This window comes from Rhodospirillaceae bacterium (assembly GCA_016712715.1).
Classification (GTDB): domain Bacteria; phylum Pseudomonadota; class Alphaproteobacteria; order Dongiales; family Dongiaceae; genus Dongia.
Genome location: JADJQM010000003.1, coordinates 1,042,510 through 1,064,105 on the forward strand (window position 1 = coordinate 1,042,510; position 21,596 = coordinate 1,064,105).

General features: G+C 62.8%; 21 protein-coding genes. 13 read left to right on the forward strand and 8 right to left on the reverse strand.

All coding sequences use genetic code 11. The features are described from left to right. Positions 1-14: 14 nt before the first annotated feature. Together IPK59_22540 and IPK59_22545 are read right to left on the reverse strand one after the other, a co-directional pair. Entirely contained in the window at positions 15-1,799 is a 1,785-nt protein-coding gene (locus tag IPK59_22540) for a tetratricopeptide repeat protein (GenBank protein MBK8161408.1), read from the reverse strand. A gap of 140 nt (positions 1,800-1,939) precedes the next feature. Further along, positions 1,940-3,592, reverse strand: coding sequence for an electron transfer flavoprotein-ubiquinone oxidoreductase (locus tag IPK59_22545; GenBank protein ID MBK8161409.1), 1,653 nt, complete (start codon positions 3,590-3,592; stop codon positions 1,940-1,942). Between the two features lie 170 nt (positions 3,593-3,762). Between IPK59_22545 and IPK59_22550 the strand changes: the two genes are divergently transcribed. The 6 genes from IPK59_22550 to IPK59_22575 all read left to right on the forward strand — a co-directional run bounded on the left by IPK59_22550 (position 3,763) and on the right by IPK59_22575 (position 9,197). Beyond that, positions 3,763-4,653 (forward strand): uracil-DNA glycosylase, encoded by an 891-nt coding sequence (locus IPK59_22550; GenBank protein ID MBK8161410.1) that lies wholly within the window; start codon positions 3,763-3,765, stop codon positions 4,651-4,653. Positions 4,654-4,960: 307 nt separating this feature from the next. After that, positions 4,961-6,526, forward strand: a complete 1,566-nt coding sequence (locus tag IPK59_22555) for a lytic transglycosylase domain-containing protein (GenBank protein ID MBK8161411.1) — start codon at positions 4,961-4,963, stop codon at positions 6,524-6,526. Positions 6,527-6,543: 17 nt separating this feature from the next. Next, complete coding sequence (gene moaB / locus IPK59_22560) at positions 6,544-7,080, forward strand: molybdenum cofactor biosynthesis protein B (protein MBK8161412.1); 537 nt, start codon at positions 6,544-6,546, stop codon at positions 7,078-7,080. A 55-nt stretch (positions 7,081-7,135) separates the two neighbouring features. Further along, positions 7,136-8,350 carry a PA0069 family radical SAM protein gene (locus tag IPK59_22565; GenBank protein ID MBK8161413.1) on the forward strand — a complete coding sequence of 405 codons (1,215 nt, stop codon included), beginning with the start codon at positions 7,136-7,138 and terminating at the stop codon, positions 8,348-8,350. Between the two features lie 101 nt (positions 8,351-8,451). Then, entirely contained in the window at positions 8,452-8,784 is a 333-nt protein-coding gene (locus IPK59_22570; protein ID MBK8161414.1) for a hypothetical protein, read from the forward strand. A 77-nt stretch (positions 8,785-8,861) separates the two neighbouring features. After that, on the forward strand, positions 8,862-9,197 hold the full coding sequence (locus tag IPK59_22575; protein ID MBK8161415.1) for a hypothetical protein: 336 nt from the start codon (positions 8,862-8,864) through the stop codon (positions 9,195-9,197). Positions 9,198-9,203: 6 nt separating this feature from the next. On the opposite strand, the gene IPK59_22580 is transcribed toward IPK59_22575, so the two are convergent. Beyond that, a complete protein-coding gene (locus IPK59_22580) occupies positions 9,204-9,686 on the reverse strand; it encodes a hypothetical protein (GenBank protein ID MBK8161416.1) in 483 nt (160 codons plus the stop codon). Between the two features lie 51 nt (positions 9,687-9,737). Continuing rightward, complete coding sequence (locus IPK59_22585; GenBank protein MBK8161417.1) at positions 9,738-10,205, reverse strand: hypothetical protein; 468 nt, start codon at positions 10,203-10,205, stop codon at positions 9,738-9,740. A 188-nt stretch (positions 10,206-10,393) separates the two neighbouring features. Here IPK59_22585 and IPK59_22590 point away from each other — a divergent pair, with 188 nt between their 5' ends. Continuing rightward, complete coding sequence (locus tag IPK59_22590) at positions 10,394-11,017, forward strand: ribonuclease HII (protein ID MBK8161418.1); 624 nt, start codon at positions 10,394-10,396, stop codon at positions 11,015-11,017. Between the two features lie 53 nt (positions 11,018-11,070). Continuing rightward, the gene (locus tag IPK59_22595; protein MBK8161419.1) at positions 11,071-12,174 is read left to right on the forward strand and encodes a site-specific DNA-methyltransferase; all 1,104 of its coding nucleotides are present in this window, start codon (positions 11,071-11,073) and stop codon (positions 12,172-12,174) included. Positions 12,175-12,253: 79 nt separating this feature from the next. On the opposite strand, the gene IPK59_22600 is transcribed toward IPK59_22595, so the two are convergent. Both IPK59_22600 and mutY read right to left on the reverse strand, forming a co-directional pair. Then, positions 12,254-13,072: a hypothetical protein gene (locus tag IPK59_22600; protein ID MBK8161420.1), complete on the reverse strand. Its 819-nt coding sequence runs from the start codon at positions 13,070-13,072 to the stop codon at positions 12,254-12,256. Between the two features lie 42 nt (positions 13,073-13,114). Further along, the gene (gene mutY / locus IPK59_22605; GenBank protein MBK8161421.1) at positions 13,115-14,188 is read right to left on the reverse strand and encodes an A/G-specific adenine glycosylase; all 1,074 of its coding nucleotides are present in this window, start codon (positions 14,186-14,188) and stop codon (positions 13,115-13,117) included. A 25-nt stretch (positions 14,189-14,213) separates the two neighbouring features. Between mutY and IPK59_22610 the strand changes: the two genes are divergently transcribed. From IPK59_22610 to smc, 3 genes are all read left to right on the forward strand, one after another. After that, positions 14,214-14,753: a DUF721 domain-containing protein gene (locus tag IPK59_22610; protein ID MBK8161422.1), complete on the forward strand. Its 540-nt coding sequence runs from the start codon at positions 14,214-14,216 to the stop codon at positions 14,751-14,753. 192 nt (positions 14,754-14,945) lie between these two features. Then, the gene (locus IPK59_22615; protein MBK8161423.1) at positions 14,946-15,644 is read left to right on the forward strand and encodes a DsbA family protein; all 699 of its coding nucleotides are present in this window, start codon (positions 14,946-14,948) and stop codon (positions 15,642-15,644) included. 40 nt (positions 15,645-15,684) lie between these two features. Beyond that, positions 15,685-19,149, forward strand: a complete 3,465-nt coding sequence (gene smc, locus IPK59_22620) for a chromosome segregation protein SMC (protein MBK8161424.1) — start codon at positions 15,685-15,687, stop codon at positions 19,147-19,149. A 25-nt stretch (positions 19,150-19,174) separates the two neighbouring features. Here smc and IPK59_22625 read toward each other — a convergent pair whose 3' ends face one another. Together IPK59_22625 and IPK59_22630 are read right to left on the reverse strand one after the other, a co-directional pair. Beyond that, on the reverse strand, positions 19,175-19,624 hold the full coding sequence (locus IPK59_22625) for a GNAT family N-acetyltransferase (GenBank protein ID MBK8161425.1): 450 nt from the start codon (positions 19,622-19,624) through the stop codon (positions 19,175-19,177). An 87-nt stretch (positions 19,625-19,711) separates the two neighbouring features. After that, complete coding sequence (locus IPK59_22630) at positions 19,712-20,026, reverse strand: hypothetical protein (GenBank protein MBK8161426.1); 315 nt, start codon at positions 20,024-20,026, stop codon at positions 19,712-19,714. Positions 20,027-20,398: 372 nt separating this feature from the next. Here IPK59_22630 and IPK59_22635 point away from each other — a divergent pair, with 372 nt between their 5' ends. Beyond that, positions 20,399-20,719 (forward strand): AtpZ/AtpI family protein, encoded by a 321-nt coding sequence (locus IPK59_22635; GenBank protein ID MBK8161427.1) that lies wholly within the window; start codon positions 20,399-20,401, stop codon positions 20,717-20,719. Positions 20,720-20,795: 76 nt separating this feature from the next. Beyond that, a complete protein-coding gene (locus IPK59_22640; GenBank protein ID MBK8161428.1) occupies positions 20,796-21,539 on the forward strand; it encodes a F0F1 ATP synthase subunit A in 744 nt (247 codons plus the stop codon). The last annotated feature ends 57 nt before the right edge of the window (positions 21,540-21,596 follow it).

A 21,596-nucleotide genomic window follows, 5' to 3' on the forward strand; every position in this document is an offset into this window, starting at 1 on the left:
GATTACGATTTGAATCAGCCGCCGGACGGCGGCGTGGTTTCGGCCTTGGCATCGCCGAGGCCACTCTTCAATTTTTCCTCGATGACGCTGATCTGGTCTTCTTCCGGCTTGAAGGAGAGCGAGCGGTGCCATTGGAAGCGCGCCTCGTTCTTGCGCCCGACGCGCCAATAGGCATCGCCCAGATGGTCGTTCAAGACCGGATCGGTCGGCTGCAACTCGACCGCGCGCTCAAGATAAGTGACGGCCTTCTGGAAATCGCCCAATTGGAAGTAAGCCCAACCCAGACTGTCGACGATGAAGCCTTCTTCCGGGCGCTGCTCGACGGCGTTATTGAGCATCTTCAACGCTTCGTCGAGATTTTCGCGCCGCTCGACCCAGGTATAGGCTAGGTAATTGAGCACATAGGGCTGGTCGGGCGAGAGCTCCAGGGCCTTCTTGAAATCCGGCTCGGCCTTGTCCCATTGCTTGTTGCGCTCATGCGCGACACCGCGTGAGTAATAGAGGGTCCAGTCGCTGGCAGCCGGCTGCTTGATGGCACCGATCACCAGGTCATAGGCATCGACGGCTTCGGCAAAGCGCTTCTCGCGGCGGAACAGATCGCCCAGTTCCACGACCGCCTCGGTGCGGTTGGGGCGCGCCTTGACCAGGCCCTGGAGGGTGGCGATGGCGCCATCGAGATCCTCGAGCGATTGCTGGCATTCCGCGACCGAGATTTCAGCCGACCAGCGATAGATCGAGCTTTCGCTGATCGCGCGGTACATCTCGATGGCTTCGGCATAGCGTTCGCGCTGCTGCATCAGATTGCCGATCAACAGGCGCGCGATGTCGAGGTCCGGGTCAAGCTCAAGGGCAAGACGCGCGAACACCTTGGCCTGGTCTTCGATATTCTCCGATTGCAGGATCGTGCCGAGGTCGAAAAAGACTTCGGCTAGTCCCGCCGCCGGGGTCTTGAGGATCGGCCCAGCCGCCGCCGGCTGTGCCAGGCGCTCGGCAAGGGGATCGGCGATGGCGCCGGCAATGCCGGAATTGGCCGTGCGGAATTGATCGATATAGGCCTTGGCCGCATCGATCTTGCCGCCGCGGTGGAGAAACTCGACATAGAGTTCGATGAAACGGGCACTGCCGGCGCCGGCATCGGCGGCGCCCTGCATGCGCTCAAGCCCCTGCTGAGAGCGGCCCATCTGGTCTTCCATCAGCGCGGTCTGCTGCGTCACCATCGCGCCAAGGCCGTTGAAGTCGCTGAGCGGCGCCAGCGCCGCGATCGCTGGTTCCAACTGCTCACCCTCTCCCAGCGCGATCCAGGCCGCGAAGAACGGCTTGGCGATGCGGCCAATACCATCGTCGCTGACGCTGTCCAGCGCCGTCTTGGCCGCCTTGAAATCGCCCGCCTTCACCCGGTCGACCATTTCGACGAAGCCGATATAGGGGGTCTTTGCACCTTGCGTCTTGATCTCGGCCGCGAGTGCCACGGCACCCTTGAAGTCGCCGCTGGCGATCATGGCCGAGAGGGTACGGGCGGCCAGGACCTGGTCGCCGGGTGCCGCTTCCCGGGCAAGCCCCAGAAGCTTCGCCGCCATCGCATCGTCGCCTTCGCTATAGGCGAGGCGACCGGCGAGGAGGGCGCCGGAAAGCGACCAGTTCGGCTCGGTGGCCTGGTCGGCGATCACCTGGGCGGTGCTGGAATCAGCCCGCGCCGTGCCGTCGCCATCTTCCTTGCCGGCGCAGGCAATCATGGCCGGCAGCAGGGCCAGGGCGAACAAAGCCGGTTTGAATCTGAGCGCGCGGAGAGCAAGGGTCATGGGCGGCAAGGGCCTTGGATCATGAGTGAATATCGAAGTCTAACAATAGTCTTAGCAGGAAGTGCCCAAAGCAGAAAGGGGCCGTCCTCACGGTGGAGGACGCCCCCTTTAGGTCCCAATTCAGGCATTTTGGCGGCGGATCACATATTCGGATAGTTCGGCCCGCCGCCGCCTTCGGGGGTCACCCAGTTGATGTTCTGGGTCGGGTCCTTGATGTCGCAGGTTTTGCAATGGACGCAATTCTGGGCGTTGATCTGCAAACGCGGCTTCGAGCCGTCCGCCTCGCGCACGATTTCGTAGACGCCGGCCGGGCAATAGCGCTGCTCGGGTGCGTCATAGAGGGGCAGGTTGATCTCGATCGGGACCTTGGGGTCCTTTAGCGTCAGATGGCAAGGCTGGTCTTCCTCATGGTTGGTCGAGGAAAGGAAGACCGAGGACAGCCGGTCGAAGGATAGCTTGTTGTCCGGCTTGGGATAGGCGATCGGCTTGAACTTGTCCTTGTTCTTGATCTTGGCGTTGTCGGGCACCTTGTTGTGCAAGGTCCAGGGGGCCTTGCCGCCGAACAGCTTCTGGTCCATGCCGGCCATGATCGTGCCGATGATGAGGCCCTTGCTCATCCACGGCTTGAAGTTGCGGGCCTTGTAGAGCTCTTCATGCAGCCAGGATTTCTCGAAAGCATCGGGATAGGCCGCAAGCTCGTCATGGGACCGCTCGGCGCCCAGCGCTTCGAAGGCGGCTTCGGCGGCCATCATGCCGGTCTTGATCGCGGCATGGCTGCCCTTGATGCGCGGTACGTTGAGGAAGCCCGCATTGTCGCCGACCAGGGCGCCGCCCGGGAAGGTGAGCTTCGGCAAGGCCTGCAGGCCGCCCGTGACGATCGCACGCGCGCCATAGGCGACGCGCCTTCCGCCTTCGAGCTGTTCGGCGATCGCCGGATGATGCTTGTACCGCTGGAATTCCTCGAACGGATAGAGATAGGGGTTCGCATAGCCGAGGCCGATGACGAAGCCCACCATCACCTGGTTGTTGTCGCCGTGATAGAGGAACGAGCCGCCATAGGTGCTGGTATCCATCGGCCAGCCGGCGGTGTGCATGACCAGGCCCGGCTTGTGTTTCGCGGGATCGATGTCCCAGAGCTCCTTGATGCCGATCGAATAGCTTTGCGCGTCGCGGCCTTCATCAAGCTTGTAATGCGCGATGAGGCGCTTGCCGAGCGAGCCGCGGCAGCCTTCGGCGAACAGGGTGTATTTGCCGGTCAAGGCCATGCCGGGCGTGAACTCGGCCTTTTCGCTGCCATCCTTGGCGCGGCCCATATCGCCGGTGATGATGCCCAGCACCTTTTTCTTGTCATCGTCGAACAGGATGTCGGCGGCGGCGAACCCTGGGAAGATCTCGACGCCCAGTGCCTCAGCCTGGGTCGCCAGCCAGCGGCACACATTGCCTAGGCTCACAATATAGTTGCCTTCGTTATGGAGCGTGTCCGGCAGCAACACGTTGGGGAAGCGGACCGAGTTCTGGTCATTGGTCAGGAACAGGAAGCGGTCCTCGGTCACCGGGCAGGTGAGCGGCGCGCCCAATTCCTTCCAATCCGGGATGAGTTCGCTGAGCGCCTTGGGGTCCATGATGGCGCCGGAGAGAATATGGGCGCCGATTTCGGAGCCCTTCTCGATCACGACGACCGAGATTTCCTTGCCGGCCTCTGCTGCCAGCTGCTTGAGGCGGATCGCGGCGCTGAGGCCCGCGGGGCCGCCACCGACGACGACCACATCATATTCCATCACTTCGCGGTCCATAGGCCCCTCCCCTTGGTCTCAATGCGGCTGGGCCGGACGCAATGGCGCGGCCGCCCTGGCGACGTGTGCTTACAACGGCCGGCCGCGCGCATGCAACCGGTCGCCGTCACTCTATATATAGGCGTTCCGTTAACTGGACCTTCCCCTGCCCCGGATGCTAGCCTCGGGCCATGACATCGACCGGCCCCGTTTCCGACAATCTCGCGTCTTTTTCCGACGTGAATCAGGCGATTGCCCTCCTGAAATTCTATCTGGACTCGGGCGCGGACGCGGCCGTCGAGGATGCGCCGCGCAGCCGTTTCGGGGTTGCCGGCGTTACCGCTGAACCGGTGGCGGCCAAGCAGACAGCAGCACCGATCAGCCCGACCACCCAGGCACCGGCAAAGTCCGTCCCACCCCGCGCCACCATTACCAGCCCCGCCGCGGTGCTGGCGGCCGGCGATCTCGCCGTGGCGGAATCGGCCAGGGCGGCCGCTTCCGGCGCGAACAGCCTGGCGGAACTGCAGGATATCCTCCGGCGGTTCGAGGGTGTCGAGGCGCTGCGGGCCCGGGCCACCAACATGGTCTTTGCCGATGGCAATCCTGAAGCCAGTGTGATGCTGGTGGGGGAAGCGCCGGGGGCGGATGAAGATCGCCTCGGCAAGCCGTTTGTCGGTGTGTCAGGGCAATTGCTCGACCGCATGCTGGGGTCGATCGGCCTCGACCGCAGCAGCTTCTACATCACCAATGTCTGTTTCTGGCGTCCGCCCGGCAACCGAAAGCCGACCGAGGCCGAACTGGTCGCACAAGCGCCCTTCGTGCAACGGCATATCGAGCTCATCAAGCCCAAGGTGCTGGTGCTGGTGGGGGCGGCATCCGCCCATGCGCTGCTGGGCACCAATGACGGCATCACAAGACTGCGCGGTCGCTGGTTCGAGTATCAGTCGCCCGGTTTGCCCAGCCCCATCCCCACGCTGCCAATCTTCCATCCGGCCTATCTGCTGCGCCAGCCGGCTCAGAAGCGTGAGACCTGGGCGGATCTCCTGAAGCTCAAAAGCCGCATCGCCGAAATGATTGGTTAACTATATTCAGGGGTATTCCACACACCCGGCGAATCGTCGGCATTTTAGCTATCTGCCGGCGTTAACGAATTTGGCCATCCTGTGACATAGCCGCGACCAAACGCCCGCTCACATAAAATTTTACCGATCAAATCAATATATAGTGGTTAATACCGCCTACGACACCATATCTGTAGATCGAGACGGGCTTTTTTTCTGGACGTCACAGCTTCGAATCGGTAACGCTGGGAACCAGAAAACGTGAATGTCCGTTAATGACGGGTGGCTTCGGAGTGTCCGAGGCATTCGCTCTAAGGGGGGCGACAGATTGCAGAGTAAGATTCAGCAGCACGGCTGGCGCCGTTTCCTGGCGTCGACCGCGATGGTGGCCTTGTTGTCGCCGATCGCTTGGGTCGGCACCATGGCAGCCAAAGCGGATGAACTGAGCGCCGCGACTTTGGGCGATGGCAGCAGCACAGCTTCGCTGCAGACCGGCCCGGAAGTGTTCGGCGCGACGGTACCGCAGCCGCTCGATGCCGTGAACGCCGATCGCTACCGTGAAATCTTCCGCCGTCAGGCGCAAGGCGACTTTGCCGGTTCCGATCGGTTGATCAGCGATCTCACTGATCCCGCCTTGCTGGGCCACGTGCTTGCCAACCGCTATCTGGCGCCGGGCTACAAAAGCAAGCCGAAGGAACTCAGCGACTGGCTGAAATCCTATGCGAACCTTCCCGAGGCCGAGGCGATCTACAAGCTGGCCGGCATCAAGGGTGTCAAGAAGGCCGCGCTCACCAAGCCGAAATTCGACATTACCCGGGTCGGTTCGCCGGACGAGAACTCCAGCGACAACGACCCGAACTGGAAGGCCGGCCTCGAATCCTGGCGCGCCAAGCAATATGAGCAGGCTGCCAAGCAGTTCGAGAAGGCCGCCATCCGTACCGATTCCTCCGGCTGGGACCGATCGGCCGCCGCCTATTGGGCCAGCCGCGCCCATGTGCGCGCCAAGCATCCGGACAAGGTCAGTCATTGGTTGAAGGTTGCGGCCGAATTTCCCCGCACCTTCTATGGCCAGCTCGCCACCCGTGCGCTGGGCCTCGAGCCGCAATTCGATTGGCGTGTGCCGACCCTGACCGGCAGCCACGGCACACAATTGATGACCTCGCGCATCGGCAAACGCGCGCTGGGCCTCCTGCAGATCGGCCAGACCGATCTCGCGGAAAAGGAACTCCTTATTCTCCAGAGCGAAGCTGGGCCTGAGATCAGCGACGCGCTCATCGCCATCAGCCAGGCTTATCGCCTGCCCTCGCTCGCCTTGAAGATCGGCGCCTGGCGCCAGCTCAAGGGCGGTGCCCGGATGGACGCAGCGCTCTACCCGCTGCCCTCGTGGAAGCCGAGCAACGGCTTCACGGTGGATCAGGCCTTGCTGTTTGCCGTCATGCGGCAGGAATCAGGCTTCAACCCGAACGCCGTCTCAGGCGCGGGTGCCCTCGGCCTGATGCAGTTGATGCCCGGCACGGCGAAGGCCATCGGCGCGCCCACCGGCATGCGTCTGAAGGATCCGCTGACCTCGCTCGCCTACGGCCAGAAATACATCCAGCGCTTGCTCGAGGATCCGGCCGTCAAAGGCGATCTGTTCATGATGGCCGCGGCCTATAACGCTGGCCCCGGCAATCTCGCCAAGTGGAAGAAGAGCATCCGCGGTTCCGAGGATCCGTTGCTGTTCATCGAAAGCATGCCGTCGCGAGAGACCCGCAATTTCGTCGAGCGCGTGATCGGTGCCTATTGGGTCTATCAGGCGCGCCTCGGCCAGCCGCAGCGCTCGCTCGAGGCGGTCGCCAACGGCGCGTGGCCGACCTATCAGCGCGGCGACAATATCGCGGCCGCTTCCAACTAAGCGAAAGCCTCGCGCAGATGTCGCGCATCGACGAACAGCGCCCGTTCCTCGCCGTCAGGATCGCGATCCTGACAGTTTCCGACACACGTACCGCAGCGGACGATCGTTCCGGTGACACGCTGGTCGAGCTCTTGCAGCGCGACGGTCACACATTGGCCGCCCGAGCCATCGTGAAGGACGAGGTCGCCAGCATCGCCGGCCAGCTCTATGACTGGATCGAGAATCCGGAAGTGGACGTTGTCATTTCGACCGGCGGGACCGGCGTCACGGGGCGCGATGTGACCCCGGAAGCCTTCGAAAGCGTGTTCGAGAAGAAGATCGATGGTTTCGGCGAACTGTTCCGCTGGATTTCGTACCAGAAGATCAAGACTTCGACGATCCAGTCGCGGGCCGTGGGCGGTGTCGCCGGTGGCACCTATCTCTTCGCCCTGCCGGGCTCGCCCAGCGCCTGTCGCGATGGCTGGGACGAGATCCTCAAATGGCAGCTCGACTACCGTCACCGGCCCTGCAACCTCGTTGAGCTGATGCCCCGCCTCACGGAACATCTGAAATAGTCGGCTTGCAGCGTTTGTTCTTGTAATGTTCTATCCGCCATGGCACGATTTTGCCATGCGCTATGAACGTGATCCGGTCGATCCTTTCGACGATTCCCCCCCGCCCCAAACGGCCCGCAAAGGGCGCGGCGCCGTCACCAACCGGGCCGGCCGCTTCGAGCCCGGGCAACGGCCGCTGGAAGATGATGGCTGGTCCCAGGGCGAGGCCTTTTCCGGCCTCACCTTCAATGGGGCGCCAGGTCAATCTCGCCGGCAAAAACCGACCGCAGGTGTCGATGACGATCTGCCGCCGCTCAAGACCACGATCGCCCTCGACAATGCGCGCTCGATCATCAGCCGCAACCAATCGCCGGACATTCCCTTCGACCAGTCGATCAATCCCTATCGCGGCTGCGAGCACGGCTGCATCTATTGTTATGCGCGGCCGACCCATGCCTATCTCGGCCATTCGCCCGGTCTCGATTTCGAGACCAAGCTCTATATGAAAGCAGATGCAGCGAAGCTCCTGGAAAAGGAGCTGCGCAAGCCTGGCTACAAACCAAGTGTCATTGCGCTGGGTGCCAACACCGATCCCTATCAGCCGATCGAAAAGCGATTCGGCATCACGCGCGAAGTGCTGCATGTGCTTTCCGCCTACAATCATCCGCTCGGCATCACAACCAAATCCGCCAATGTCGTCCGCGACATCGACCTGCTGGCGCCGATGGCGGCGAAGAAGCTCGCCAAGGTCTATCTGTCGGTCACGACCCTCGACCGCGATCTCGCCCGCGTGATGGAACCGCGCGCCTCGACCCCGCAGAAGCGGCTCGACGCCATCCGGCAACTGGCGGCGGCGGGGATTCCGGTCGGCGTCTCGGTGGCACCGATCATCCCGGCCCTCACCGATCACGAGATCGAGCAGATCGTCGAGGCAGCAACGGAAGCCGGCGCCAGCAGCGTCAACTGGACGCTGCTGCGCCTGCCGCTCGAGATCAAGGATCTGTTCACGGAGTGGCTCGAGGCGCACCACCCGCTTCGCGCCAAGCGCGTTCTCGACATGGTGCGCGAATGCCGCGACGGTGCGCTCTATAGATCGGATTTCGGTGAACGCATGAAAGGCAGCGGTCCCTATGCGACGCTCATCCGGCAGCGAGTCCAGGCCGCGGCAAAGCGTTGTGGCCTCAACGGCTATCGCTGGGATGTCGATACCAGCCTGTTCAGGGTCCCGGCGGATCGCATGACCGGGCCTGAGAAACCGGCAGATACCACGCAGCTCAGTCTGTTCGGCTAGCACTTATCGACGACAATCCTGAAATAAGTCGGAACGATTGGCGCAAACCCCGGTTCATGCGGTGGCCCGGATGCGGCTTTGATTTGGTTGCGAGATCTGTCGTGGACAAGATGTTAAGAGCGACCATCGTTGCCGCGAACCTATGTGCGGCCTTCACCCTTCTGCCGGCAATTGCGCCGGCCGCTGCGGACAACGCGGTGTCGACAACGCCGACCGATTTCGTCACCGCCGGCAGTGCGTGTGGCAGTGACGCGGTCCTTGACGAGTCGACTGCCGCCCAGGCCCGCCAGAGGGTGGAAGCTGTCGGCTATACAGATGTCAAACTTCTCGAGCGGGAGTGCGACAATTCATGGCGCGCAACGGGCATCAAGGGCGGTGAGAGGCGCAATCTCATCATCACGCCGGATGGCGGCGTGATGCCAGGCGGCAATTGAGTCGCCGAGTCCCGTCAAGGAACAAGCTGCCGCCGAATCTGTTGTTGCCTTAGCTCAATTTGTGCATGAGGTTCATTATGACCAATACATTGCGATCAATTGCCCTTTCCGCCAGCCTGCTGGCGCCCCTGCTTTTGCTGCTCGCCACTGCGCCGGCATCGGCGGAAAACGCGGTCATGACGGCGCCGACCGACCTCAGCGCCTCAGGTAGCAACAACTGTACCAATGGCGAGATCATCGACGGCTCGACGGCGGAACAAGCCATCACCCAGTTCCAGGCCGCAGGCTACAGCAATGTGAAAATCGAGCGCAAGGGCTGCGACAATTTCTGGCATGCAACCGGCACCAAGGGCGGCCAGAGCGGCAATATCGTCATGGCGCCAGACGGCACCATCATGCCGGAAGGCAACTGATCGGCCTCAGCTCGACAATTCCTCGCAGGTGCCGCCGACCAGGTTCTGGATCTTGAAGGGATCGCCAGCGACCTGGCCGAGGATGGTGACGTGGCTGACATCTTCGGTGGGCTCCGCGCGGCTTTCGAGATCATAGGTGCCGTCGCCTTGCGGAAACAGGCGGAAGCAGAAATGCGCGCCGGGATCGAGATCCTCATACGCGTAGCAAACCTCGCTTCCTTCCAGCCACCATTTGCCGCGGTAGATGTCGAAGCCCCGCACATAGACCGAGCGGCCGTTCGCACAATGGTATTCGCTCCACTTGAAATCCACCACACCATCCCGGCTGTTCGCACCATAGACTGTGTTGCCGGCAAAGAATTTGCGCAGCGTTGCAGCATCGGTGATGGCGACACCGGCGCTCTCCGCCCATGCGGCAATCCCTGCCGGCCATAGCGCCAGCAAACATGCCAATGGCAAGGTCAACGCGATTGTGCGTGCAATGCCCATCAACGAGCCCCTCGATATGGCAGCCTGCCCATTCATCTGCATTCTCTTGCCTCAACTGGAAAGATCGCTGCAACCCGCCCCGATCAGCTTCGCCATATGAAATGGATCGCCGGGGAGTATATCTTCGATGACGACATCATCGACAAAGTCACTTGAGCCCACCACCCGTGCATGGAGCTTGAGCACCTTCGTTTCGGTCCTCATCACGTCGTAGCATTGCTTCTGATCATGGCCGGGCGGGTCATACGAAAAGCAAACTGCACCGGCTTCAACCCACCAGCGTCCCTCCATCAACTTGTCTTCGTATACAAATGCAGTGCGACCTGTCGGGCAGTAGTATTCCGCCCATTTGCCGGCATATGGCGGCGGATAGAAGCCATACATGGTGTGACTGGCAAACATCTGCCGCAGCAATGCTTCATCGGCGATGCTCACTTGCGGCGGTAGGGTATCAGGGGCCGGATCGCCTTCAGCCCGAGCATTCTTGGCCGCGATCGCCACCATAAGCGCCATCGCCACAAGACAGCAAATACCCCTAGTCGATTGACGCATTCTGGTCCGGCCTCATACACGTGATGATCGCACACACTCTAAGATGACAAGCAAAGGTGTCGACGACAAGCGGCGAAGGACGTTCTGCTGCTCTTTCTTTGCCTCGACTCCTGTGACACAGCACTATGTGCGCTTGACACTCAGGACGTTGGGACATGCCGGATTGGTCTTATGAAATCGCTGCGGGGCTGCGCGACGGACAGATTGTCTGCGGCGTCGACGAGGTGGGACGCGGGCCGTTGGCGGGTCCCGTGCTGGCATGTGCCGCCATCCTGGATCCGGCGCGCCTGCCCCTTGATCTGCTGCTGCGTCTCGATGATTCCAAAAAGTTGAGTGCCAAGGCGCGCACCGAGATCGCCCTGAGGCTGCGCGAAATCGCCATCTTCGCCATCGCCGAAGCGAGCGTCCTTGAGATCGACGAGATCAACATTTTGCGCGCCAGCCAGCTTGCGATGCGCCGCGCCGTCGCGGCACTCGCGCTAAAACCGACCCATGCCCTGGTCGACGGCAATCTGGCACCGGGTCTTTCCTGCAACACCACCTGCGTCGTCAAAGGAGACGCAAAATCCTTCTCCATCGCCGCGGCTTCGATTCTCGCGAAGGTGGAGCGGGACAAGATCATGAGTCAGCTGGCCGAGACACATACCGTATATGGTTGGGAGCGCAATGCGGGCTATGGAACCGCCCACCATCTGGGTGCCATCAGGACCCATGGCATCACCCCCCATCACCGACGTTCGTTTCGACCTGTATCTGAGAACATTACGATAACCGACTGACTCATAACACTTTCTCGTTGACACGCGGAGTCGCGTGACTCAGGATCGGCGCCATGACAAAGAAAGCGCCGAAGACAAACCTCACCACTCTCCCCCTCGATTCCATCATCGGCGGGGACAGTATCGAAGCCCTGAACTCGCTCCCTGAGCGGTCGATCGACATGATATTTGCCGATCCACCCTACAATCTTCAGTTGAGCGGCGAGCTGCACCGGCCGAATAACAGCCGTGTCGACGGGGTCGACAACGACTGGGACAAATTCGCCGATTTCGCCACCTACGACAAATTCACCGAAGGCTGGCTGAAGGCCGCCAGGCGTGTGCTGAAGGACGACGGCTCGCTCTGGGTGATCGGTTCCTACCACAACATCTTCCGGGTCGGCGCGAAGCTCCAGGATCTCGGCTACTGGATGCTCAACGACGTCATCTGGCGCAAGACCAACCCGATGCCGAACTTCCGCGGCAGGCGCTTCACCAATGCCCATGAGACCATGATCTGGTGCGCCAAGTCCGCCGAGAGCCGCTACCAGTTCAATTACGAGGCGATGAAGACGCTGAATGACGACCTGCAGATGCGCTCCGATTGGCTGATGCCGATCTGCAGCGGGTCCGAGCGCCTCAAGGGCGAGGACGGCGTCAAGAGCCATCCGACCCAGAAGCCGGAAGCCTTGCTCTACCGCGTCATGATGGCGGCGACCAAGCCCGGCGACGTCGTGCTCGATCCCTTCTTCGGCAGCGGCACCACGGGTGCGGTCGCCAAGAAACTGGGTCGTCGCTATATCGGCATCGAACGCGATCCCAATTACATCAAAGTGGCCCGCGCCCGCATCGCCAAAGTGCAACAAGTTCCCGAAAGCGAAATGCTGCAGATCATCTCCAAGCGCGAAGAGCCGCGCATTCCCTTCGGCTGGCTCATTGAGCGCGGCCTCCTTGAACCCGGCACCGTGCTCACCAGCACCAATGGCCGCTTTACGGCCAAGGTGCGCGCCGACGGCACGCTCATCTCCTCCGATCACCGTGGTTCGATCCACCAGGTCGGTGCCGCCGTGCAAGGGGCGCCTGCCTGCAATGGCTGGCAATTCTGGTGCGTGCCGCGTGAAGGACAGCTGATCCCGATCGACTATTATCGCCAGCAGTTGCGGGCCGAGCTGCACTGAGGCGCTAGCCTCGCCCTCGTTCTTAAAACCTCTCCCTTCAGAAGGAGAGTTTGGGTGGGGGGCACGGGCGAGGCGTGGATCAGGGCTTGGCAAACTCTCGAAGCTCCGCGGGTAGCCGATCGATTGCCGCGACGAGGGCTCGCTGCTCAAGCGCCAGGGCTCGCGATTCTGCGGCATCGGCATCCGGGGATTGGGCAAGCGCGTCAATGCGTGGCAGCCAGACCTGCAGGGCACCAATAGCTTCGCGCAAATCCAATCCCTTGCCGGTGATGGAGTCGTACCATTCTTCAATCCAGGCCGAATGAGCGCTATCCGCACCTTGCCCAATCTGGGACGTGAGGAGTTCGGTCTTACCCGCAGTTGGTACAGCAATTGGCGCCAGCTCTACCGCTGCGAGTCCTGCGTTCAGCAAGTCATATTGAAGCTGGCGCAGGCGGTTGGCGATACGCTGGCCTGGGTCTTCGAACATTGCCTGGAACTCGTCCCAGTCAATATTGGCGCTAGGCTGCATGATCTTGCCGGCAACCGTCGCCATGATGATGGTCGCATTCATCACTTCATCCGACGTTCGGCCGTCCAGCACCGCCACTGCGTCCTTGATGATGTCACGGCCGTGTTTCGCAGCCGCCTGGGCCGCTTTGTGCGGCGCATTGGCCATTTCAACATCGGCCGCTCGCTTGATCGCAGCAAAGGTATACCAGGGTGAGTTTCGCGCTTCCTCCTGATAGGCCAGCAGCAGCGTATCGACAGCCATCTTGAGCGAAGAAGTCAATCGCCTGAGTTCGGGATCGGATGAAACATCCGGATTGCCGCGCAGACGCTGCAGCGCTGCGTTCCTCCTCTGGGCCAAATTGAGCGCCCGCGCCAATTGCTGATTGTCTGATGACACGCGATCCATCCGCCCGCAATTTTCTATGGAGCCCCCTGAGTAGGTAGGCAACTACGAAAGCTTCGCCAACCCGTGCTCCACCACTTTTCGCATCACGCTCGGCAGCGCAACGTTGCCGAGATTGTCGATCTCCACCCACTGATAGCGCGCGTCGGCCTTCACACCCGTCGCTGCGAACACCACGAGATGCAAGGCGAAATGGGTGAACACATGCGTGACGCTTCCTTCCAGGCGCCGCCATTTGGCCTTGAGCGGCGCCAGTTCATCAGCCATGCCTTCGTCAAAGGCTTGTCCCAGCCAGTCGCTGGTCGGCACCTGGACCATGCCGCCGAGGAGGCCTTTCTCCGGACGTTTCTCGAGCGCGATGCGGCCTTGTTTGTCGATCATCACATAGCAGAGGCCAAACCGCTGCGGCCGCGCCACTTTGGGCAATTTCTTGGGGTAGGCCTCCATGTCGCCCGCCGCATGCGCCGCACAGATCTCGCGCCAGGGGCAAAGGAAACATTTCGGTTTGGTCGGCGTGCACACCGTGGCGCCGAGATCCATGATCGCCTGCGCGTAATCGCCCGGCCGTTTCTGCGGCGTGAAGCGCGACGCCAGCTCGCGCAGTTCTTCCTTGGCCTTGGGCAAAGGTGCCGCCACCCGGTAGAGCCGCGCCATCACGCGCTCGACATTGCCGTCGAGAATGGTGGTCGGCCGGTCGAAGGCGATCGCCGCCACGGCAGCGGCTGTATAGGGGCCGATGCCCGGCAGGCTGCGCAAGCCTTCCTCGGTCTCTGGAAAGATGCCACCATGATCCGCCACCACGGCCTCGGCGCATTTTTTCAAGTTCCGGGCGCGGGCGTAATAGCCAAGCCCCGCCCAGGCGGTCAGCACATCGTCGAGCGGGGCCGCCGCCAGATCCTGCACGCGCGGCCAGCGTTTGAGGAAATCCTGGTAATAGGGGCCGACCGTGACCACCGTCGTCTGCTGCAGCATGATCTCGGACAGCCAGACATGATAGGGATCGGCCGGCTCGCCCGGGCCAGAGCGCCAGGGCAGGTGCCGCCGGTGGCGATCATACCAGGCAAGGAGCTGTGATGCTGGCGACGGTGATTGTCTGCGCGGCGCGGATTTGCGTGTCATGGCGGGCGACCTTAGACTGAGGCCCATGAGCGACCAAGAAGGAAAACCGAAGCCTGGGGTGGAAGCCGAACGCCGTTACCGGCTGTCGGCCCTGGCCAGCAATGTCCCCAACCTCACCAAGCTCGCCCTCGGGAAGAAGGGTTTTGCGGAAGCGGGCCTCATCGGCGCCTGGCCGACCATCGTCGGCGAGGAAATCGCGCGCCTCGCCATCCCGGTAAAGATGCGCCTGCCGAGGCCCAAGGGCGAGAAGGCCGCGGCCCCTGCCATTCCTTCGGGTGTTACCCCGAATATCGCCGGCGGCACCCTCACCCTGCGCGCCAGTCCCGCTGCCAGCCTGGAAGTGCAGCATTTGAAGCCGCGCATCCTGGAACGCATCACCCGCTATTTCGGCTATCCGGCCATCACCGAGATCAAAATCGAGATCGGCGACCGGCGCAAAGCCGCCCCCAAGGCGCGCCGCCCGGCGCCGGGACCAACCGCGCCCCTCGACCTTTCAAAAATCAGCGATCCCGATATCCGCGAGGCCCTGCAGCGACTCGGGGCGGCGCGGGCCAAGCGCCCCTAAAGCCCCGGAAACATTGAGCTGCAGGCAGAATCCGACTGGACAAAGGGCGACTCGCCCGAATCCAACGGCTTACACGGCGACTCTCCAATTGTGGCAGCGGCCCCATCGGCAGGTCACCGATCCCTTGCTTGCAAGCCCCTCTGAATCCTGCCAAATAGCGGCGAAATCGGGCCTCATTCTTGGGGCCCCGAAATGGAGGCGATGTTGAACGCGCGCAATCTCGTGATCGGTGTTGTGGTTCTGGCCTTGGCCGGTGTCGGCGGCTTCTATGCCTGGACCCATTACGGCCCCGGCGCCGCCCTTGCCGTGAGCGACAATCCTGCACTGGCGGGCCTCCCCGCCCCGATCGACAGCCCGATGAACCAGGCCCAGGAAGGCGACATGGTTCTGGGCGATGCCAACGCACCCATCACCTTCATCGAATATTCCTCGCTCTCTTGCCCGCATTGCGCCCGCCATCACATGACGGTGCTGCCGGAGATCAAGAAACAGTATATCGACACCGGCAAGGTCAAGCTGGTGCTGCGCGACTTCCCGCTCAACGGTCCCGCCGTCCAGGCATCGATGCTGGCCCATTGCGTCTCGCCGCTCGCTTACTGGGGCATGGTCGACCAGCTGTTCGCGACGCAGCAGGCCTGGGTGATCGAGAATTCCGCCCCGGCTTTGGCCGTCATCGCCGCAGCCGCCGGCATCAACGGCCAGGATTTCCAGGGTTGCCTCAGCGATCAGGCCATCAAGGACAAGGTCACCGCCTCGGCCGAGAATGCCGACAAGGCGTACAAGGTGGAATCGACCCCGACCTTCGTGGTCAACGGCATCGTCATCAAGGGCGAAAAATCGTTCGAGGAATTCAAGGCGATCTTCGACGCCCTCGCCCAGGATGCCAACTGAGATCCCAACCAAGATCACTGCCAGTTAAGGAACGCTTGCCTTGGTCCAGTTCAACAAAGTCCGCCTGACCGGCTTCAAATCCTTCGTCGAATCCACTGAGCTCTCGATTCAGGCGGGTATGACGGGGATCGTCGGCCCCAACGGTTGCGGCAAGTCGAACCTGGTCGAAGCCCTGCGTTGGGTGATGGGCGAGACCTCGGCCAAGCGCATGCGCGGCGGCGAGATGGATGACGTCATCTTCGGCGGCAGCGGCAGCCGGCCCGCGCGCAACGTCGCCGAGGTGGTGCTGACCCTCGACAATGCCGATCGCCGCGCTTCGGCCCAGTTCAACGACAGTGATGATCTGGAAATCTCGCGCCGCATCGATCGCGGCGAAGGGTCGACCTACAAGGTCAACGGCAAGGAAGCCCGCGCCCGCGACGTGCAACTGCTGTTCGCCGATATCTCGGCCGGCGCTCATTCGACCGCCCTGGTGAGCCAGGGCCGCGTCGGCGCCATCGTGAACGCCAAGCCCACCGACCGCCGCTCGCTGCTCGAGGAAGCTGCCGGCATCACTGGCCTGCATACGCGCCGCCACGAAGCGGAACTGCGGTTGAAGGCGGCGGAAGCGAATCTTGCGCGCCTCGACGACGTCATCATCACGCTGGAAAGCCAGCTCGGCCAGTTGAAGAAGCAGGCGCGCCAGGCGTCTCGTTACCGGAACCTGCAGGACCATATCCGCCGCGCCGAAGCGATCCTGTTCCACATCCAATGGCAGGATGCGCGCCAGCGCCTGGATTATTCCGAAAAGACCCTGATGGCGGCCGAGACCGCCGTCGTCTCGCTGACCTCGGCCGCGGCCATCGCCGCCACACGCCAGACCGAGGCCGCCACCATCCTGCCGAGCCTCCGCCAGGCGGAAGCCGAGGCCGCGGCGGAATTGCAGCGCCTGACCATCGCGCGCGGTGCCCTCGACAAGGAAGAAGAGCGCATTGCCCAGGCGCGCGCTGATGCCGACCGGCAGCTGCGCGAGAACGAGGCAGATCACGGCCGCGAACTGGCGCTGACCACCGATGCGGTCGCCGCTGCCGAACGCCTTGCCGAAGAACGCGCCATCATCACCGAGACCGCCGGCGAGGAAGCCGCGATCTCCGAAGAAACCCAGCGCCGCGTCGAAGGCGCCCAAGCCGAGGTCGATGAGAGCGAAGCCGAGCTTGGCCGCCTCACCCAGGATCTGGCTGCGGCCGAAGCCCGCGCTCACGCCCTCACCCGCCGCCTGGATGAGTTGGCACAACGCCGCCAGCGTCTTGCCAACCGCGCGCAGGAAGTGGATGCCGAGCGGCAGCGTCTCTCCGCCGAAATCGAAAACGATGCCGAGACGCAGGCAGCCCGTGCCGCCGTGGCCGAAGCCGAAGCGGCACTGGAAGAAGCCCAAGCGATCCTCGCCGAGATTGAAGGCCAGCGTGGCCTGGCTGGTGAAGCCGAAACCAATGCCCGCGCGCAACTGCAACAGGCCCAGGATGCCCGCCAGCGCCTGAAGGCCGAAGCCGACGCGCTCTCCTCGATTTTTGCCACCTCGGATTCCGAGATGTGGCCGCCGCTCATCGACAGCCTGACTGTCGCAGCCGGCTACGAAACCGCGATTGCCGCCGCCCTCGGCGACGATCTGCAGGCCTCGACCGATCTTGGTGCGCCATCGCATTGGCGCGAAGGCGAGACTGTCGGCGCGGCCCCGGGCCTGCCCGGCAATGCCGAGCCGCTGTCGCGTTTCGTCACCGGGTCGGTGGCGCTCGGCCGGCGTCTCGCACAGATCGGCGTGGTCGAGGATGAAGCCACCTGCCGTGCGCTGGGATCGCAGCTCGCCCAGGGCCAGCGTCTGGTCTCCAAGGATGGCGCGATGTGGCGCTGGGACGGCTTCACCATCGCCGCCGGCACGGAAACCGCCGCCGCCACGCGCCTCAAGCAGCGCAACCGCCTGCGCCAGCTTGATGATGAGCTGAGCGCCGCCGAAGCAACCCTTGCCGAGGTCGAAGCGCAGTTCGGCACCGCGCGCGACGAAGCCCAAAGCCTCATCGACCGCGAGCGCAGCCAGCGCCAGACCCTGCAGGCCGCCTATAACGCCGCGCGGGCCGCGCGCGATGCCGCCGCCCGCGTCGAACAGCGCGCGACGCAGTTGCAGTCGCGCCTTGCCGCCGTCGGCGAACAGGCGGAAGCCGTCGCCGGCGACATCGCCGAGTTGGAAGGACAGTTGGAAGCCGCCGCCAGCGAGCGTGCCGACCTGCCCGACCTGGACCAGGCGCGCCACCGCATCAACGAATTGCGGCCCGAAGTGGCCGAGCGCCGCACGAGTCTCGTCGAAGCGCGCTCCGCGCTCGATCGCCTGCAGCGCGAGGCGCAACAGCGCCAGACGCGCCTCCTCGCCATCGCCGACGAACTCCGCTCCTGGGAGCAGCGCGGCCAGCGCGCGCAGCAGCATCTTGATGAACTGGTCGAGCGCCGCGCCCATATCGAATCCGAAATCGAGCGCCTCTCTGCCTTGCCCGGTGAGATCGCGCAGCAGCGCAGCGACCTCATGGATCTCCTCGAAGTCTCCGAGGAAAAGCGCCGCGACGCCGCCGACGCCCTGGCAGCGGCCGAGACGGCCCTCAACGAAGCCGATCGCGGCCTCAAGGGCGAGGAACACAAGCTCATCGAAGCGCGCGAGCAGCGCGTGCGCGCCGAGGCCGCCATCGAGCAGGCCAAGGAAGCGGCCACCACCTTGACCGAGCGCATCCGCGAGAAGCTCGAATGCTCGCCCGAGGAAGTTCTGGCCCTCGCTGAACTCGATCCCGGCGAAGGGTTGCCGGGCCGTGAGGATACCGAGCAGCGCCTCAACAAATTGCTGCGCGAGCGCGAGAATATCGGTCCCGTGAACTTGCGCGCCGAGACCGAATCCAACGAGCTCGACCAGCAATTGTCCGGCATGCAGACCGAGCGCTCCGACCTCATCAACGCCATTTCACGCCTGCGCCAGGGCATCGCCAGCCTCAATCGCGAAGGCCGCGAACGGCTGCTCGCTGCTTTCGAACTGGTGAACGGCCATTTCACCTCGCTGTTCACGCGGCTCTTCGGCGGCGGCAAGGCACATCTGCAATTGACCGAGGCCGAGGATCCGCTCGATGCCGGCCTCGAGATCTTCGCCAGCCCGCCCGGCAAGAAGCTCCAGGTTCTATCGTTGCTGTCGGGCGGCGAACAGGCGCTGACGGCCTTGGCGCTCCTCTTCGCCGTGTTCCTCGTCAACCCAGCACCGATCTGCGTGCTGGACGAGGTCGACGCACCGCTGGATGACGCCAATGTCGAGCGCTTCTGCAACCTGGTGCAAGAACTGGCCGAAGCCTCGGGCACGCGCTTCCTGGTCATCACGCATCACCGCCTGACCATGGCCCGCATGGACCGCCTCTACGGCGTCACCATGGCGGAACGCGGCGTCTCTCAGCTGGTCTCGGTCGACCTCCAGGAAATCGGCCACCTGAAGGCGGCGTCGTAACGCACTTCAAGAGGTCTGAAGCGACCTACCCCAGTGCCTTGCTCATATGCACGAGGTAGCCGCCCTTGAACGGTTCCTCGCGATCGATGGCGTAGCCGAGCTTGAGATAGAGCGCGATGTTCTCGACAAAGAGCTTGTTGGTGTAGAGGCGGATGAGGCGCAACCCGGCGGCGCGCACCAGGTCCTCGGCATGCCGGACCAGGCTGCGGCCATAGCCTTTACCCTGTTCGGCCGGGTCGACCACGACATTCTCGATCAGCCAATGGTCGGCCTGCGGGATGAGTTCGACCAGGCCCACCACGATCCCGGAATCGTTGACCAGCAGTTCGACCACATGATGGCGTACCACCTCGCGGTAATCCGCTGTCATCGGCTTGGGCAGGCGCCCGAGGACCGGAACCCATTTGCCATAGGCGAGATGAGTCTGGGCCTCGACCATGGCCGCGTCCAGCACGCCTGCGCGTTGGAAATACATGAAGGTCTATTCCATTTCCGTCCGAATGACCGCGCACACCGAAGCGACGGTGGCAAATATTAACGCGCCCAGCGCCGCCATGCACCCTTACTGCCAGTGCATGGGCGAGGTGAGCATATCGGCCACCCCATAGCCCCAGAATCCGCTGACGGCGAGCGAAACGGCCCAGGCGATCCGGGTCCAGACCTTGCCGTTCGGATGGACGGGATAAAGCCAGGGCGGCACCCGCCCCACGAGCCAGGCTGTTAAAAGCGCCGCCGCAAGCCCCAAGGGTGCGAAGGCAGCCCAGAATGGCGAGAATGGGTCCGTGATCAGCACGGCGAGGATACCCGCCAGCACCATGACGACCATGCCACCCCCACAGACGATGGCAGCCAGAATGAACGCGACGACCTTTCTCAACCTTCTCCCCCTTCTGCCCGTCGACCGGATGCTGGCCGCCCCTCCTTGCACGCCAGGCACAGGGTGTCGCAAAACGGCATCCCCGCCAAGGACAGTGCTTGAGGCTTGGAACGCCAGCTACGGCCCGCCCGCCGGCGCCTTCCCCCGAGCCTTGCCGGGTCCTTTCCGGCAGCGATCCTGGCAGCTTCCGCGTGACCCTGTCGCAGGCCTCGCCACAATCCAATTTTTGCAATATCTTTCAATCAGTTAATATGCCTCAAATCGCCTTGACAGCCTATCCCCCCTTGCCTATGTTGCGCGCGCTTCCGCCGATCCTCCGATTGGCGGGGGTAGCGGCTTGTTGCTCGGGGGATACCTTGAGGATCGGCGACAATGACCGAACAGAACCCCGATAACCTGGACCAGTTCGACGCGAAGCTGAAAGCGGCGCGGGAACGGATCGGGGAATCGGATTCCGGCGATCTCGCCCGAGAGGGTACGTCGCTCGGATATGGCTTCCGCCTCAGCGTCGAATTGCTGGCGGGGCTGCTGGTCGGTCTGGGGATTGGCTATGTCATCGATGGATGGCTGGGCACGCGCCCCTGGTTGATGCTGGTTTTCATGATTCTCGGCCTTGGCGGCGGCATCCTCAATGTGATGCGCGTGTCGAAGCAGATGGAGCAGCTGGAAGCTTCCAAGAAGGATCAACGTTAAAGCGTCGACCCTTCGGGCCTGACCGGGACACATGTCCAGGTAGGGTTCGCGGGCGGCAACAACCGGGGATGACATCGTGGCCGACGCCCATTCACCACTCGCCCAGTTCGAGATCAAGACGCTGATGCCGCTGGATTTCGGCGGCGTCGATGCCTCCTTCACCAACGCCTCGCTGATCATGGCGGTGGTGGTCGGTCTCGTGACGATCTTCATCGTCGCCGGCATGAGCAAGGCCACCATCATTCCGGGCCGCTTCCAGGGCATGGTCGAGTTTTTCTACGAATTCATCGCCAATCTGCTCAAAGAGAATACCGGCCCCAAGGGCAAGGCCTTCTTCCCGCTCGTTTTCTCGCTGTTCATGTTCATCCTGGGCTGCAACCTCATCGGCCTGTTCGGCGCCATCACCGTCACCAGCCACATCATCGTCACCTTTGCGCTGGCCTTCATGGTCATCACCGTCGTGACGGTGGTCGGCTTCGTGAAGCACGGCAGGCATTACTTCAGCTATTTCGCCCCGGCCGGCGCGCCGATGTGGCTGATGCCGCTGATGATCCCCTTGGAAATCATCTCCTATCTCATCCGCCCGATCAGCCTCTCGGTCCGACTGTTCGCCAACATGGTGGCCGGTCACGTCATGCTGGGGGTCCTTGGCACCTTCGTGGTCGGCCTCGGTGGCCTGTTCTTCGCGCTGGGCGCCATTCCGCTCGCCGCCATTCCGCTGATCTTCGCGCTTGAGGTGCTGGTCGCGCTCCTCCAGGCCTATGTGTTCGCCATCCTCACCTGCATCTACCTCAACGACGCCATTCACCTGGCGCACTAAAGGTCCGCAGGCGAAAAACTTTTCCATCAACACCAAGCAACGTTTTAATCCCAAGAA

Bases quoted from the DNA above. Each gene is read 5' to 3' on its own strand.
- IPK59_22540 (MBK8161408.1), bottom strand. From the start codon at position 1,799: ATGACCCTTGCTCTCCGCGCGCTCAGATTCAAACCGGCTTTGTTCGCC.
- IPK59_22545 (MBK8161409.1), bottom strand. From the start codon at position 3,592: ATGGACCGCGAAGTGATGGAATATGATGTGGTCGTCGTCGGTGGCGGC.
- IPK59_22550 (MBK8161410.1), top strand. From the start codon at position 3,763: ATGACATCGACCGGCCCCGTTTCCGACAATCTCGCGTCTTTTTCCGAC.
- moaB (MBK8161412.1), top strand. From the start codon at position 6,544: ATGTCGCGCATCGACGAACAGCGCCCGTTCCTCGCCGTCAGGATCGCG.
- IPK59_22565 (MBK8161413.1), top strand. From the start codon at position 7,136: ATGCGCTATGAACGTGATCCGGTCGATCCTTTCGACGATTCCCCCCCG.
- IPK59_22575 (MBK8161415.1), top strand. From the start codon at position 8,862: ATGACCAATACATTGCGATCAATTGCCCTTTCCGCCAGCCTGCTGGCG.
- IPK59_22580 (MBK8161416.1), bottom strand. From the start codon at position 9,686: ATGGGCATTGCACGCACAATCGCGTTGACCTTGCCATTGGCATGTTTG.
- IPK59_22590 (MBK8161418.1), top strand. From the start codon at position 10,394: ATGCCGGATTGGTCTTATGAAATCGCTGCGGGGCTGCGCGACGGACAG.
- IPK59_22595 (MBK8161419.1), top strand. From the start codon at position 11,071: ATGACAAAGAAAGCGCCGAAGACAAACCTCACCACTCTCCCCCTCGAT.
- IPK59_22600 (MBK8161420.1), bottom strand. From the start codon at position 13,072: ATGGATCGCGTGTCATCAGACAATCAGCAATTGGCGCGGGCGCTCAAT.
- mutY (MBK8161421.1), bottom strand. From the start codon at position 14,188: ATGACACGCAAATCCGCGCCGCGCAGACAATCACCGTCGCCAGCATCA.
- IPK59_22610 (MBK8161422.1), top strand. From the start codon at position 14,214: ATGAGCGACCAAGAAGGAAAACCGAAGCCTGGGGTGGAAGCCGAACGC.
- IPK59_22615 (MBK8161423.1), top strand. From the start codon at position 14,946: ATGGAGGCGATGTTGAACGCGCGCAATCTCGTGATCGGTGTTGTGGTT.
- IPK59_22625 (MBK8161425.1), bottom strand. From the start codon at position 19,624: ATGTATTTCCAACGCGCAGGCGTGCTGGACGCGGCCATGGTCGAGGCC.
- IPK59_22635 (MBK8161427.1), top strand. From the start codon at position 20,399: ATGACCGAACAGAACCCCGATAACCTGGACCAGTTCGACGCGAAGCTG.